At 59.7% G+C, this 14202-nt stretch carries 10 protein-coding genes; all 10 read right to left on the bottom strand.

Annotated elements, in window-relative coordinates; translation table 11 throughout:
* Positions 1-16: 16 nt before the first annotated feature.
* The 10 genes from CBY09_RS22140 to CBY09_RS22095 all read right to left on the bottom strand — a co-directional run bounded on the left by CBY09_RS22140 (position 17) and on the right by CBY09_RS22095 (position 14180).
* Positions 17-340 (bottom strand): non-heme iron oxygenase ferredoxin subunit, encoded by a 324-nt coding sequence (locus tag CBY09_RS22140; RefSeq protein WP_094291743.1) that lies wholly within the window; start codon positions 338-340, stop codon positions 17-19.
* 9 nt (positions 341-349) lie between these two features.
* A complete protein-coding gene (locus CBY09_RS22135) occupies positions 350-823 on the bottom strand; it encodes an aromatic-ring-hydroxylating dioxygenase subunit beta (protein WP_094291798.1) in 474 nt (157 codons plus the stop codon).
* Positions 824-828: 5 nt separating this feature from the next.
* Positions 829-2154 (bottom strand): aromatic ring-hydroxylating dioxygenase subunit alpha, encoded by a 1326-nt coding sequence (locus CBY09_RS22130; RefSeq protein ID WP_094291742.1) that lies wholly within the window; start codon positions 2152-2154, stop codon positions 829-831.
* A 784-nt stretch (positions 2155-2938) separates the two neighbouring features.
* Entirely contained in the window at positions 2939-4207 is a 1269-nt protein-coding gene (locus CBY09_RS22125; protein ID WP_094291741.1) for a hypothetical protein, read from the bottom strand.
* Entirely contained in the window at positions 4204-7932 is a 3729-nt protein-coding gene (locus CBY09_RS22120) for a hypothetical protein (RefSeq protein ID WP_133066333.1), read from the bottom strand. The genes CBY09_RS22125 and CBY09_RS22120 overlap by 4 nt, the downstream gene beginning before the upstream one ends.
* Positions 7933-8078: 146 nt before the next feature.
* Entirely contained in the window at positions 8079-8633 is a 555-nt protein-coding gene (locus CBY09_RS22115; protein WP_133066332.1) for a hypothetical protein, read from the bottom strand.
* 159 nt (positions 8634-8792) lie between these two features.
* The gene (locus CBY09_RS22110) at positions 8793-10373 is read right to left on the bottom strand and encodes an argonaute/piwi family protein (RefSeq protein ID WP_133066331.1); all 1581 of its coding nucleotides are present in this window, start codon (positions 10371-10373) and stop codon (positions 8793-8795) included.
* A complete protein-coding gene (locus CBY09_RS22105; RefSeq protein WP_094291737.1) occupies positions 10370-12208 on the bottom strand; it encodes a hypothetical protein in 1839 nt (612 codons plus the stop codon). The genes CBY09_RS22110 and CBY09_RS22105 overlap by 4 nt, the downstream gene beginning before the upstream one ends.
* Positions 12209-12483: 275 nt before the next feature.
* Positions 12484-13122 carry a response regulator gene (locus CBY09_RS22100; RefSeq protein ID WP_094291736.1) on the bottom strand — a complete coding sequence of 213 codons (639 nt, stop codon included), beginning with the start codon at positions 13120-13122 and terminating at the stop codon, positions 12484-12486.
* Positions 13119-14180 carry a PAS domain-containing sensor histidine kinase gene (locus CBY09_RS22095; RefSeq protein WP_094291735.1) on the bottom strand — a complete coding sequence of 354 codons (1062 nt, stop codon included), beginning with the start codon at positions 14178-14180 and terminating at the stop codon, positions 13119-13121. The genes CBY09_RS22100 and CBY09_RS22095 overlap by 4 nt, the downstream gene beginning before the upstream one ends.
* Between the last annotated feature and the right edge of the window lie 22 nt (positions 14181-14202).

Here is a 14202-nt window from a genome sequence, read left to right as displayed (position 1 = left end):
AGGCTCCTTGAGAGGTTCAGTCCAGGGCCAGCCACACGCGGCCGCCATCGATCTTCACGGGGTAGCTGCGCAGCGGCTCGGTGACGGGCGCGCAGGTGGGTTTGCCGTTGCGCACGTCAAACTTGCCCTGGTGCAAAGGGCATTCGATCTCGTGCCCTTCCAGAAACCCATCGCACAGGCGCGCATGGCCGTGGGTGCAGATGTTGTCGGTGGCAAACACCTCGCCGCCCACGCCATACAGCGCAATGTCGCGCCCGGCCACGGCCAGGCCGATCACGTCATCCTCGGGCACATCGCCGTGCGCGGCGGCGTCAATCCAGTTCGTCGTCATCGTCGTCATGGCAGCTCCTCAGATGGGGTAGATCAGCGAGTTGGGAATCATCTCGCTGTCGTAGACGACGAGGCGCGACGCGAACTTCAGGCCCTCGGGCGTGGGCACCACCTCATCCAGCGTGCGCCCCACGTTGAACACCGTCGATTCCTTCGACAGGCGCGTGCGCAGCACCGCATAGTTGGCCTCGCAGTGGATGCGACCATCCGCATCCACCTTGTGCGCCAGCGGTACACCCACCACATGGCGCTGGTAGTAGGGGTCGTGGAACAGCGTCTCGCGGATGCCGTAGACGCGGTCCTTCAGCATGCCCTTGCTGTCAAACGCCAGCGTGGCCAGCGGAAACCCGCGCTCGTGGTTCTCGCGCGGCTGCAGCTTGTACACGCAGTGGTCGATGAAAAATTCAGGCCACGCCTCCCAGTCCGCCGCGTCGAGTGCGCGGGCGTAGCGGGCGTAGAGCTGGTTCAGTTCGAAGTAGGTCTGGAAGTCCATCATGGTCAAGCCTCCGCCTCCATCACCTTGCGCCAGTATTCATACATGCCCCGGATCAGCGTCTCGGTCACCATGTGGTCTGTGTCGCCTACCTCACGCCCGCCCAGCTCGGCCAGCGTGCGGTGCGCGGGCTTGGTCTCAAAGCCTTCTTGCGACCACTCGATCACCTCCCCATCGTCGGCCGACACAAAGCCCGCCGGGCCGAACAGATTGGCCTGGCGCAGGCGGCGCTGCGTCATTGCTTCGCTGTCGTCTTCAAAGCCAAAGTGCGTCCACACAAAATCAAAAGCCCCCTTGCCATCCGGCTGGATGTGGCGCGTGGACACGCTGTTGACCTGCTGCTGAAAGATCACGCTGGGGAACACGGTCATCATCACGGCCGTGGGCACCGATGCTGGCGCGCTGGGCACCGCTGCATCACCACTGCTTGCAGCCGGGGGTGGCCCCGCCCACCAGTCCTCCTGCGCAATGTCCAAAAAGCGCGGGTCGTTCAGCGACATACTGGCCTTGAAGCTGGACACCTGCGTCACATCCGCCGCCTTGCCCGCCGCGCCACGGGTCGAGACCATGGCCGCGTGGCGGTGCTGCGCATCCATCAGCAGTTGCGACTTGTTGTCGGCACGCCAGAGCCCAAAGGTAACGAACCAGGTGTGCAGCAGGCCGGGGTGGTACGGGTCCTTGATGTTCTCTTGCATCAGCTTCCAGTTGCCTGGAATGCGCTGGCGGTTGTAGCCCAGGATGGTGAGCTTGCGGCCATTGAACAGCCGGTCAAAGTAGCCCAGGATGGTGGGGCCCAAGAATTCCTCCAGCGGCTCCACGCTGTGGTCAAACGACGCAAACACCACGCCGCCACGGGTAGCCACCTTGAGCTTGGTCAGGCCATGCTCTGCCGGGTTGAAATCCGCAGGCATGCCGCCATTGACCTTGCCATCCTGCTTCACGCCACGCCGAAACGGCACGCCCTGCAAGTCGCCCGACAGGGTGTAGTTCCACTGGTGGTACGGGCAGGTCAGGCTCTCGCGATTGCCATGCCGCTCGCGGCAAAACGCCATGCCCCGATGAGCGCAGACGTTTTCCACCACATGGATCGAAGCGTCCTTGTCACGCACCAGCAGCACCGAGCGCTCGCCGATCACCGTGCGCTTGAAATCCCCCGCGTTGGGAATCTCCGCCTCCAGGCCGACATAGCACCAGTGCCCGTTGTAGAACAAACGGGCCAGCTCCTTGCGGTACAGCGCCTCATCGGTATAGGCCTGAAAGGGAATGCGGCTGGTGCCTTCCGTCTCCCAGCGGATCTGCTGCGGGAACACGGTCACGGGGCATTCATGCATGGGCGTCTCCTTTGTTTTTTGTCATCGCCAATCAATCGGTCGATCCATCGATCCATCTGTCTTTCGGGGCCGGTGCAGATGCATCCAGCGCCTGGGGACCGATCATTCGCGCTGCAGCAATATCAGTCAATGGAACGCTGGTGATGTTTCACATCACCGGTGTGAATATGACTTTGACGGCGGCGCGGGAGATTGCAGGGCCATGTGGCGGGGCAAGGCGCGCAAGGCCGCGCCGCACGCAGGTTGCGTGAGCGCGACAAACGGGAGCGGGTACTGGGGGCGGTCGGCCGAGAACCATCTACCGATGGGTCTGGGCCGGGCGGACAGCCTGCGTGGCAGGGAGGCCGTTGAGGACAATGCTCAGCCGATGGGTGGCTTGACCAAGCAAGGGCATTTCAAATCAGCTCAGATCAGCAGAGGCTGCATTGCAGCGATTGCTGCCGTTCGCATCTTGGGCACTAATGGGTACTGTCGGTTGGAAGCAGACGTTTCCTACGGTTGCTGTCATCGCTGCGGGAATCGAAAGCTCGGTTGGCGAGCGCTCGCCAGGGTAGTCGCCCGGCGCAGCAAACTGCTCGTGGAAAAAATACTGCTGTCGCAGCAGGCAGGTAGATCGATTGTCGAGGTATTCAATATCCCTGGGTCTTTATTTGGCGCAGGGTGGTCTATCGTACGCAGCGTTTGCAAGTGTCCGAAAAACAAGTCGACAGGTGATCAGCACAGCAGCGTGGAATTTGGGCGGCGACTCAGACCGTGCGCGAAGTGCCCGCGATCGGACTGCGGCTTACTGCTGCGATACGTCCACTGCCAGCCTAGCAGCTTCTTGGGCCTGCGACAGCAGCCGTTCTGCCAGGATGAGGTTGTCGCGAGATCGCAGCATGGCCAGTTGCCGGCCTGCGTCAATCAAGTGGTCCTTGCCGCATCCGTAGAGGGTCAACTTGTCCTGCGCGGATGCCTGATTGACAGCCTCCTCCAGACAGTACTTGGCGGCCTCTCGGTACAAGCCCACTGCGACCATCATGTCGGTTCCCACCATGCCTGCCCGCTCCTGGGCCCAGATGGCGGCTCGCAGTCCGAGCGCTTTGGCCAGATCCACAACCGTGGATGCGCGGCGTGGCTGCTCACTGTCGAATTTGTTCTTGGCGGCAGTCAGTCCCTCTTTTACACTGGCCGACGCCGCAGTGAACTCGCCGAGCGCAATATAGGTCGCTGCAAGCTCATTCAAGATGTCGGCGCGTGTGGGATTCTGGGTGCTCGCAAACGACAGGATGGCCAGATATTCGCGGCGAGCCTCGTCGGTGCCTTCCTTGTGGAACCGCGTGGCGTGGACAAATAGCGCATCGGCGATCTCCGGCTTGGCCATCGCATCCTGCACGAACAGCGGATCCATGACCCTGCGGCCCAGGATTTCGGCGGAGACACGGCGGCTCTTGAGCAGCCGCTTCAGGAGCTCGACACGTTCCTGATTGTTCACGCCAACCGTGACCTTGTATGCGCCGGAACTGCAGACGGGTGGCCTGTTATGGCACTGGCCTCGATTGATAGGATTGGTCGCATCGAATTTGTCGGCTACCACGCCCCGCAAGGCAACGCCGGTTGCGAAAGCTTCGACGGATTTGTCCGCATCCATGACCTCTACGGTGAAATCGTAGACGCCATTCGGTGCAACGGGCAAGTGCTGTGCGCCGGCATTGCCATACCACTGGGGCTGGTTGGTGGACTCGGGTTTAGACAGCGCGGTTGTAGGTTCGAGGCTCAGAAGCAAAGGGAGGCGGTCGACGGCCATGAAGTTGGATGCTTCCCGGTCGACCCATTTGCATTTCAGGCCGAACCAACTGCACTCGCGGTCTCGCCAATAACGGTGATTGGCATCGACCTGCCCGTCGATGCGGATTTGCAGGCGTTGACCAGGGTAGAACTTGTGGGAAGCGGCGAACACTTCCTCGAACGTGCTTCGCTCGGGCAGCACTTGCGCCGAAAGCTGTGCATTCGCTTGCATAGGCGCTGCCACGGCCAGTACGGCGGTGGCCAACCAGAATTGGATCGTCATCATGCTCCCCCCTTGCACAGAGCCAGATACCTGTCACGGACCGGTTTGGGTACGCTTTGGTCGTTGCTCTCGGACTGTGCATTGAAGACGTCGTTGCGCACCGGCGTTGCGGGTTCTTTACTCGCAGCGAACCAGGAGGCGGCAATCATTTCGATCTCTCGCTGCGGTTTGCAAACACGGACGACCTGGCTTTCGAGGCAGGATTGCAGCCGCTCCAAGTCCCTGCGTGCCGCGGGCGGTAGGAAGCGCAGCTCGCTGGCTTCAGCCGGTTTGGCTGCACGGCTGAAGGCCGTGATAAAGGAAGACCGCATGGAAGCGGGAATATCGGTGGTCTGAGCCTCGACTGGAGACCCTGGTTCACCGGCACATGATGGCGTCACCCTGGACACGAGCTTGTAGTCATGGATTTCGAACGGCAGGCCCGTATCCAGGCCGCGCAGCGAGTTGAGGTAGCGCTCTTCCGAGACGATGTTCGAGGCGTCATGGTAGAAGTACGCGATCCGCATGAGGATGTCATCGATTCGCTTGTTCTCTGGTGTGTTCTGCAGCGTCAGGCTGTAAACCGCGTACAGCCCGTACCCCTCAAAGTCTCGTAGGGACGGGTAATTGATTTCATTGAAAGGCCCTTCGAATCGCGTTCGCAATGCGTTGACATCGAAATCTTCCGGTCGGTTGAACGCCGCTGAGCTTCTTGCCAGCAGCGCTTCCCGCTGGAATACGATACCGCCTTCCGTGTCTGCGGCGGCGCGCGGAATTTGTGCGATCCCAGAATGGCGCAGCGACACTTGGCTCAGCGTGGTCTGGGTGCCGCCCATCGCGCCGGCCAGCCGCAGGTCGATGATGCGGACGTTTTCGTAGTTCAGGGGCACGATCTTGTGACCGGGAAGAATAGAAAACTGCAGTGAAAACGTGCCGCCGCCGGGATTAGCCTGCCACTCCTTGAACCGCCGCCATTCCTGCTCGCTCACAAGATGAGTCTTAGCACTCAACTGCTGGGTGGCTGCAATCTGGCCGAGCATGTTGTCACCTGGCTTGCATCCACGCTTGACGCAGACATCCTTCGCCAGCTGAACCATCTGCCTCCAGTGCACGCGAAGGGTATCGGGATCCCCCCGCGTGCTCTCACGTTCCCGGTTGAGCCAGTCGAACAGATGGATGTCCGAGTCCAGCGCGTAGCGGACGTTCTGCGGGTCCGATTGAATCGCTGCCGCCACGGCGCCGCGTGCGCTCAGTCCGCTGTTCCACATGGCGAATGAGCGGTCGAAGAGATCGAACTCCTCTCTGAGCCTCTCACTCAGGTAATAGGTCAGGGCCCGCCGCAGGCCGATACCGGCATGGTTCTTGGCAGCGCTGTTGGACCGGCGGTTGATTTCGGCAGAGAAAACGGACAGCTGGCGTTCTGCGGAGTCACGCAGCACCTCGGCACGCTGCTGCTCCACTTCGGCCAGTGCATACTGAAAATACGCTTCGGTGGCCAAGTCATAGAGCTGCTCTTGCTCTGCCATGATCCGCAGGCTCTGATCCGCCAGACGGTTCATTTCGTCCATGTTCGAGTCCATCTTGGCGAAACTTTGTGCCATGGCGACTACCATACCTGCCCCAGGGACGGCGTAGTTGAGGGCAGCTGTCGCCATGGCAGATGCTTCCGGCGACAGGCCTGTGGAGTTTCCTGCTGATGCGGGATATGCGAGGGGCGCGACCATGTAGGGCGCGGCCTCTGGGCGTTTCACGACGTCCTCGACGACTGCGGCGCCCAGAGTCTGGCGCACCAGTGCGTCGCGAGCTTTTTGGGTCGCCTGTTGGGACATTCCGTTCGCGAGCGCATTCCAGGTGGTCTCCCGCTGGGACCGGTTGTTGCTTTCCGTGCGCAGTTCCGCCTCCACAGAGGTCCCTAATGCCGCATCGGGAAGCTGCGCAACGGCCAGGCGCTGCAGTTTGGGCACCGACATCAGGTCGGAATACAGGGCGGGAAGGTCCTTGAGCCCACTCGTTGCTTTCTCGAATCTCGCGGATGCAAACACGGTGGCGAAACTGACCGTCGACAATTTGCCGGAGACCTTGTAGGTGATGGCTTTTCCCTTGATGCTTGCTGCGGGCAGGGCGGACAAGCCGTCGTTGGCCAGTTTGTTGATGGCAGCCTCGATCGACGGCTCGCCCATGGCCCGAGCGACCTGGATGCGCTGGGCCTCCGGGATGGCGGCAAAGAGATCGGCTGCGCCGATGTGCAGGAAGTGTTCGATGAACGTTCGGTACTGCGCGTCGGTCAGCTCGATGGCGGAGATGCCCTTGTAGATTGCCTGGAACTTCTCCCTGGCGACGTTTCCGTCCTTGATGACGTCCATCGCAAATGTCTGCAAGTCCGTGCGAACTACATTCGGAATGCGGTCCAGCGCAAGGCCTTCCAGCCGTTGGCGCAGGGCAATGGCGTCCTGCGCAGTCAATTCGAGCTTGCGGTACGACTCCAAGAGGCCGGCTGTTGGCACCTGCTGCATCACCCGAGTCGTAAGCCTCTGTTGCTCCGCCTCAGGCAGTGTGTTCCACATTGCGTTGCCAGCGCTGACGAGGTTGTCGAAGGTAGGTTTGCGAATGAGGTCGGCCGCCTGCTTGAGCTGCTCGCCCTTAGTTTTCAACTCGTTGTAATTCTTGGCCGAAGAGTTGTAGAACTCCTGCAGCTTCTGGGCATTGGCGCTGACTTGTCCCACGGCCTTGCTGAGCTCGGAATTCGGGTCGCCCAACTGGGCGGCCGCTTCCTGCACCAGCGCAGCCTTAATATCCCCTGTCATCACAGCCGTGCCGACAGATGGCGGAATCCCCGTGCCGGCCACGATCGCCTGGGTCAGCAGGGAAGAGGCATTGGCGGACAGCTGTTTTTGCTCTTCCGCCAGATGCTTGCTTTTTGCTTCCACGGCCAGCCGCTGGCTAGTGAGATTGCGCACGCGCTCTTCCCATGTACCGAGCTGATTGCGTTCCTTCCGTGCTTCGATGACCCCTTTTTCCTGGGCGAGGGTCTGGTCCTTGATCTGTCCTTCGAGGGTGATCTTCATGCCGGCCAACTTGGCCTGCTCGGTCGCATCGGTGTCAAGCTTGGTGAGCATCGCCTCGATGTCATTCACCTGCGTTTCGAAGCGCTTTAACAACGCGTCCATGACCAGCAGATGCCGGTGCGGCGTGCTCGGCCGGTTGGTGCGATAGCCACTCCAGAAATCATTGCCCAGCCGTAGATTCAAAAGCCTGTAGTCCACGTCGACACGCAGCAGCCTCTTTACAGACAGTTGGGTGGGGTTGAGCTTGTCGTCGGGCGCCTCGTTTGCGAGGGTAGCAAGGGTGCGCTTGTAGGCGTCCTCCGCGTTCTTCCGGTCGTCGCGCAAGTAGTGCTCGTCGGCCAGTGACTTTTGGATGTTGGCCTTTTCGACGGCCAGGCCCGCATAACCGATTATGTCGTTCGCCAGATACCGCCGGTAGTCAATCTTGGGGATTGGCGGTTCTTCTTTAGGGGCGGGTGGCGTCACTGCCGCATTGCCGGCTCCGCTGGCAGGACTGGCTGGCCCCGGCGGCGTCACTGGTTGCCCTGTGGAGTCACCGGACGTCCCTGGGGACGCCGTCACAGTGCCCGCTGACGATGATGGTTGCGGCTCGGGTCCTGGCGGCGATTGCTGTGCCCCGGCTTCCAACGCCAGTGAAAGGCTCGCCAGCGCGGCCGCGGCGTACATGACTTTGATCAGGCGCATGGATTCTCCCCTCTAAGTGTCACTGGCACTCTCCCGTTTCATTGACTCCGCGCCAACCTACAAATAGGGGATGACGCCCGCTTGTTCCCGCTTTTCTGCGACGGGCCTTCGGAAATACACCGATCGTTCTGGCGAGGCGTAGCGGATTACTTTAGCTTGTCGATTACTTTCTGGATGACGTCCTTGGCCTGGACTGCAACGGGATCGACCAAGCACATGCGGGCGACGACCAGCAACTGCTTGCGGCTCTTCTGGTCCTGCAAGGTCTTGACTGGGTCGGTTGCGGCGAGAATCTTTTGCCAATCGCTCACATCCAGTTCGCATATCGAAGCAGATGGCTGGGTGTAGCACGCGACATGCGAATCGAATGCGCTCAGCTGCATTTGCTGGCAATTGCAGGATTTGCTTTGACCGTCCTTGGGCAGGAGAGGCACGATTTTTTCCTGGAGGCATTTCAGCGTAGCGTTGCGCCACGCCGCGCCCTTGGCCGACAGCCCGGGTAGTTCCAGGAAGGCGGTGCAGTACTTTGCGCCATAGGATTTGAAGTATTCGAACGGCGATCCATCACACGCACAGCGGTCGGCGAAGCAGCTGGTGTACACGCCACAGGTGGGCGTCATTGTGTTGACGCACTGAGACAGCGAAGGCAATGGGCAAATGGCCATAGCTGCGCCTAGCAGCAAAGCGGTTTTGGTTAGCATCCGGCACCCTCCTTTGGCGCGTTATACCGCTGGACACGTTAGGAACCAAACCATTTTGTGCAGTCGGAGCGCTTCGGCCAAATTCGTTCAGCCCTGGGGCAACCGGCGCGCGGTCATCAGGGGCGAGCCCCTAGAGCTGAACCCCCATCAACAACTCTGTCAAGCGTAGTACTTGAAATTGTGTTTCCAACTGGTTTGGGGAAGCCCGGGATTTGCAAGAATAATTTCGCCAACTCGGTCGGAATACTTGATGGTGATAGGCCGACCTTCACCAAGCTGGCAAGAGTTGTAGTTCAGCTTGGTCAATCCCAGGATGTCTTTGGCTACCTGAACGATGTCACCTTCTCCAAATTGGATGGTGATAGAGAGGGGGACGGGAATCTCGAAGCCGTCGTAGCTCGCGATGCGAGCTTTAAAGCCATTTGTGTACAGAAGGCCGTGGCGGCTTGTCCGCTGCCAGAAGACGCCACGTTGGACGGGATATTGGCCTCGTTTTCCGACGTCCGGATGGTCGTCATAGCGGTACAGGCGCTGGCCGCCACGGTCTTGGCGGACACGAATCGAGATGAGCTTCACGCCCTCTGGAACAGCCTTCAAAAATCCTCTGTATTCCTCTGGACTCACACCTGAGTGGGTATGCAGAAAAATCTCCTTTAGTGGTCGACCGTCCTGCTCCTGGTATGTCTCGATGGTGCCGCGCAGCAGCGCCTCAGCCTTTTCTGGCGGAAGGTGATATTCGCCTGTTTTGGCTGAGTACCAAGCACCAAACTCACCGACGAAAACAACGCCGTCACCGCTGTCCAAGAACATCTGTGCTGCGCAGCAAGCGGTACGCTTGTTTTCGGCGAGTTTGTAGGCCAGGCCAACGTAGCAGACGCCTTCTCGAGCCCAGGGCGTTTTCCATGGCTTCGCGCCGCACTTGTAGTAGATGGCCGTGCCGAAATTCCACAGCCGGTCGGACAGCGGGTTTTCGCCCTTTTCGCCGAGACGCACCTTCGGAGTGATGTGGAGCGTTGACTCCTTGATTATTTGCACTGGCAGGTCGAGTCCCATCAATCGACCCTTGAGTTGCCGGCGGAAGTCTGGCGAGTAGCTACGAGATTCCTCGAACGTCTCCAAGGTCTCGAGAACAGCGGTCACTGCCTCGTCCTCAAAGTCGTCAAACATTCCCTGCTGACCGGTTTCTCGGTCAACGATTGCCTGCTCCAGGAAAGAACGCTCGTCGCGGCTTCGTCCAACATCGCTGCGCTTGCTCAGAGGAATGATTGAGTTCGGACGACAGTTCTCAAAGACTTCGTCGGGGACAACGCAGATGGCCAGAGCGGGGCGTGAATCGAGCTTTCCGAGCTTTTCCACCTGTTCCATGTACAGACCAGTGACCGCGAATGCGCGGTCGTGTTTATCAGCTTTACGTGACGCATCCGAGAGCTTCCCTGCGTCAATGGCATAGCTGCGAACCGGCGAAGGCCATTTGGCACCGAAGGCCACGTCAAAGCCTGGAAACGGTGGCCAAGCCCGATGTCTGGCGGGGTCAATGCAGGAGGCTGGCGCATTCAGCGCGGCGCACCAATTCTTCCAGGCCTCTATCCCGCTAGCAGTGCCAAGAACAATGTTGTCCGGTAGCTGCTGCCTTGCCTCTGCAGGTCCAAAGAGGGCCAGTCCGTCATGCGGGTCTTCAGCGGTTTGGCCATGGCCAAATTCAAGAAGTGGCTCGCCCAGAAAATGAAATGTATTGCTCATGGAGCCTCTCCAGCCTGGGGCATGCCATCACTATCGTCGGCCCCGTCTTCTTCATCTTCGCGAGTCCTGTTTTCGGCGAGCTCTTCGCTCATATCGACCATTCCTGCGAGGGCATGCACGTCGAGTCCGACTGGGCACATCCATTTGAGCGGGTTGGTACTCATCGTTAAGGCTCGGCGTCCTTCGCCATATCGAATGAGACCAGGTTCTGCTTCCAATGCTTGAACTACTCCAAGTAATCGCGGGAGCCAGTCTTTGTTCCACCAATTCTTCGTCACAACCTTGCGACGTCGTCCCAGCTCTTTGAGCTCATAGACCTTGCCATTGAGGTCCGTCGGGCGGACATAGACGTTGACGAGAACGTTCCAACTCCCATCAACGTCTCGTTGTGGCTGGAACTTAGGAGATAGTTGGTAGAGGAATGGCGATGCCCTTTCGCCCCAGCCTTTGGTCCGTTTGCCGGTGAGGCTGACGCGGGTGTCTCGCCCGTCAACGTGTCGGATACGCTGCGTCCATGCTCCATCTTCGCGCTCCGGAAAATAATAGATTCTTCTGTCTGGACACCACGCCAGCCCCTTTTGCGCACAAACGACGGTAAGGCTCCGGCGAACTAATTCCTTCGCGACATCCTCTGTCTTCTTTCCATCGCGCTCTGGGTTTTCGGTCCACAGAAATTCAGGGGTGCGTATTGCCTTGACGGAAGGAATGGCGTTCTCCGGAGGCGGGGTGAAGGCGACCAACCGGTAGGCATTCAACTCCACAAACGCCCAGCTCGTTCTCAGTTCATCGAGCTTTGCCGTGGATAGCGCTGAGTGGAGGTCGTAGACCAACATCGTCTCAGGCAATCTCAGCGCAAAGATGTTTGCGAAAACAGGCTCCTCCTTCGCGATGGTGACCCGCGTAGGCATGTAGTCGTTCAGCGCTATAGCTTTGCCCTGGTCGAGCATGATGTCAGGCTGAATTCCAAGAGCTGCCAGCCTTGCCACGATCTGCTCAAGACCTGTGCTCCAGGAACGTGAGAAGTCTGCCGGGGTGGAAGAGCGTAATCGAGAGGGCAACTTTGATGGCTCAATCTCGGATGCTTTGCAGAGAAGCACCAGTGCTCCTTTCCCCGCGGCCAAAGCGCACCGCTCGAGCAGCAATTCATCGGCCATGCTGGATTGCGACAAGACGGGGATGTATTGTGTGGCCCTTAGGTCAATGAGTTTCCGAACGCTCTCGTCCTGGTTTTCACCTGCAAAAGGCGCGGTGCCTCGGCACCAGACTCGGAAGCCCGCGAGCGTGAGTCTGCGCGAAAGCCAAGTTGCGAGCGCATGGTCGGAGTCGACATGGTCAATAACCAGGGTATCTCGGCTCTCAGAAAGCGATTCACCACCTGCTTGCGGAAAAAACGGAGGCGTGAAGATGCTGGGATGCTGCGCCAAGAGATGGCGCTGAGGTCCGACCAGTAGCACCCTTAATCTTTCCAAGTCGAAAAGGTCTAGTTTCCAACCGAACTCACTCCGGACGAGTTCATGAGCGCCGTCCTTTTCTGCAGCGTTCAATGCTTCAGTGCATACGAAAACGAACAAATCTGGGTTGTGAGCCTGTTCGCGGACCCGAGCGCAATCGCTTTTGAGCTTGGTCTTCCAGTCGCCCCGAACTGTGTACGCAAAGACGATTTTTCGCCCGTTCGAATCGGACCGAATGATTGCGTCACGCCCGCCGTCACCGGTTCCCCCCAGTGGATCAATCCCGGGATAGTCGGTACCTGCAAGCAGACCCGAACAGAGCCGTTCGAAGTCGCGGTAGCTTGAGACACGCTCTAAGCAGTAGGTGATACGGTCAGCGGACATGTGTTAAGCATACGATGCAGTTATAGCGTGTGTCCTGCCGGTGGGGCCGACCACGGCCTCTGCGCTCACTTTTGCTGCGAATTTGGAAGATTCATGCCGCTCACATTGTGCATTTGGCGAGCGTCCGCTCTGGGCGCACTGCCGCCGCATGAAGCATCCTCATCGATCGTCGGCAACCAGCCTGAAGCAGGCCTGCTTGACCGCTAGTATCGTAGCGCGCGACTTCTCGATCTCAAAAGTATTGAACAAGCCATTCGTACCAAGAGACGTCTGGACTATCCATGCACGATCTTGTGCCGGATCGCATACATCACAAGTTCGGCGTTACTTTCCACGCCGAGCTTGCGAAGAATGCGCGTTCGGCTGGAACTCACCGTCTTCACGCTGATGAACATCTTTTTTCCGATGTCAGTCAAGGAGATGCCTTGGGCAATCATGAGCATGACCTGGTGCTCGCGAGCGGACAGCTTGTGGTGCGGCGGTTGATCGTCGTCTGCACTGGCGGTCTGCAGCAGCAGCCGCTGAGCCGCGATGCTGCTGAGGTAACGCCTACCAGCGGCCACCTCGCGGATGGCGTGGATCAACTCCTCGGCCTCGGCATCCTTGGTGAGATATCCACTGGCGCCCGCGCGCAGCGCTACCACGGCGTACTGCTCGGCCGGGTACATGGACAGCAGTAGCACCGGCATCTTCGGAAACTCTGCGCGAAGCGACGGCATGGCTTCCAATCCGCTGCGCCCTGTCATGCTCACATCCAGCAACACGACTTCAAAAGGAGCTCCCCGCAGTTTGGTCAGCATTTCGCCCACATCGCGCGCTTCATCCTCCACGCGCATGTCCGCCTCGTCCGAAAGCAGCTTGCGCAGCCCCGAACGGAAGATGGTGTGGTCATCAACAACGAGAACTCTGATCATGGTGTGACAGGTATTGAAAGGTGAAGGCTCATGCCCGCCCCGGGCGCACACTCAAGGTCCAAGGTGCCACCCAGCTCACGCGCCCGTTCTTTCATGCCAAGCAGGCCTCGTGCATCGCTGCGGTGGGGGCCTGGAGCCAGGCCCACGCCATCATCCCGGATCTCCAGCGACAGCTGATTAGGCTCCTCCTGCCGCAAGGACACCCACACCTTGCCGGCATGAGCGTGTTTGGCAATGTTGATCAGCGCCTCCTGGAAGATACGGAACACACTGGTCGCGCGGTCGATCTCCAGCCCCTCTAGCGTGCCCGAGGTATCCCACTGACATTGCAGTGCGTGCCGCGCCGCAAACTGGCGCAGCTCGCGCTGCATGGCCGAAGCCAGCCCCAGGTGGTCAAGCCCGCTGGGCCGCAACTCCTCGGACATCTCCCGCACCGACTGGATGGCTTGGCGCGTCATGTGCATGAGGTCCGCCGCGATCTCCGTGAGCGCAGGATCGTTGACCCGGCGCTGCACGCGCTGGGCGTTCATCTTGATAGAGGCCAGCAGCCCGCCCAACACGTCGTGCAGCTCACGTGCGAACAGTGCCCGCTGGCGCTCGCGCTCCTGGTTGATGTGCGCAGCCAGCTGCTGCAGATCGTTGCGCGCTTGGCGCAGCTCTTCTTCGCGCAGCGTCTGCTCGGTGACGTCAATGCCCACGCCCATCACTGCAGGTCTGCCCCGGTAGGCCATGCGCGAACCGTGCACCTCCAGCAGCACGATGCGCCCCTGCTTGTGAATAGCAGGGGTGATGTAGCGCACGCTGTCGATCTCGCCTGCGATCCGCTGGTGGTACATCTTCAGTGTGTAGTCGATGGACGATGGCGGGACGAGGTCACGCAGCGACATGCCGACGATCTCGGAACGGCTGCGTCCGAAGAACTGGGCCCAGGTCTCGTTCGAGTACACGAAGATTTCATCCTGGATGACATAGATGCCCGTGATCGACTGCTCGACGATGGCCTTGAAGGAAAGGTCCAGGTAGTCATCCGCAGTCGGAGGGGGAGGCTGGGGCTGCATGGGTAGGTCGTGGCGGAATCAA

It is taken from the genome of Acidovorax kalamii (assembly GCF_002245625.1).
GTDB classification, from domain to species: domain Bacteria; phylum Pseudomonadota; class Gammaproteobacteria; order Burkholderiales; family Burkholderiaceae_C; genus Acidovorax; species Acidovorax kalamii.
This window is presented reverse-complemented; position numbering and strand designations above follow the sequence as displayed.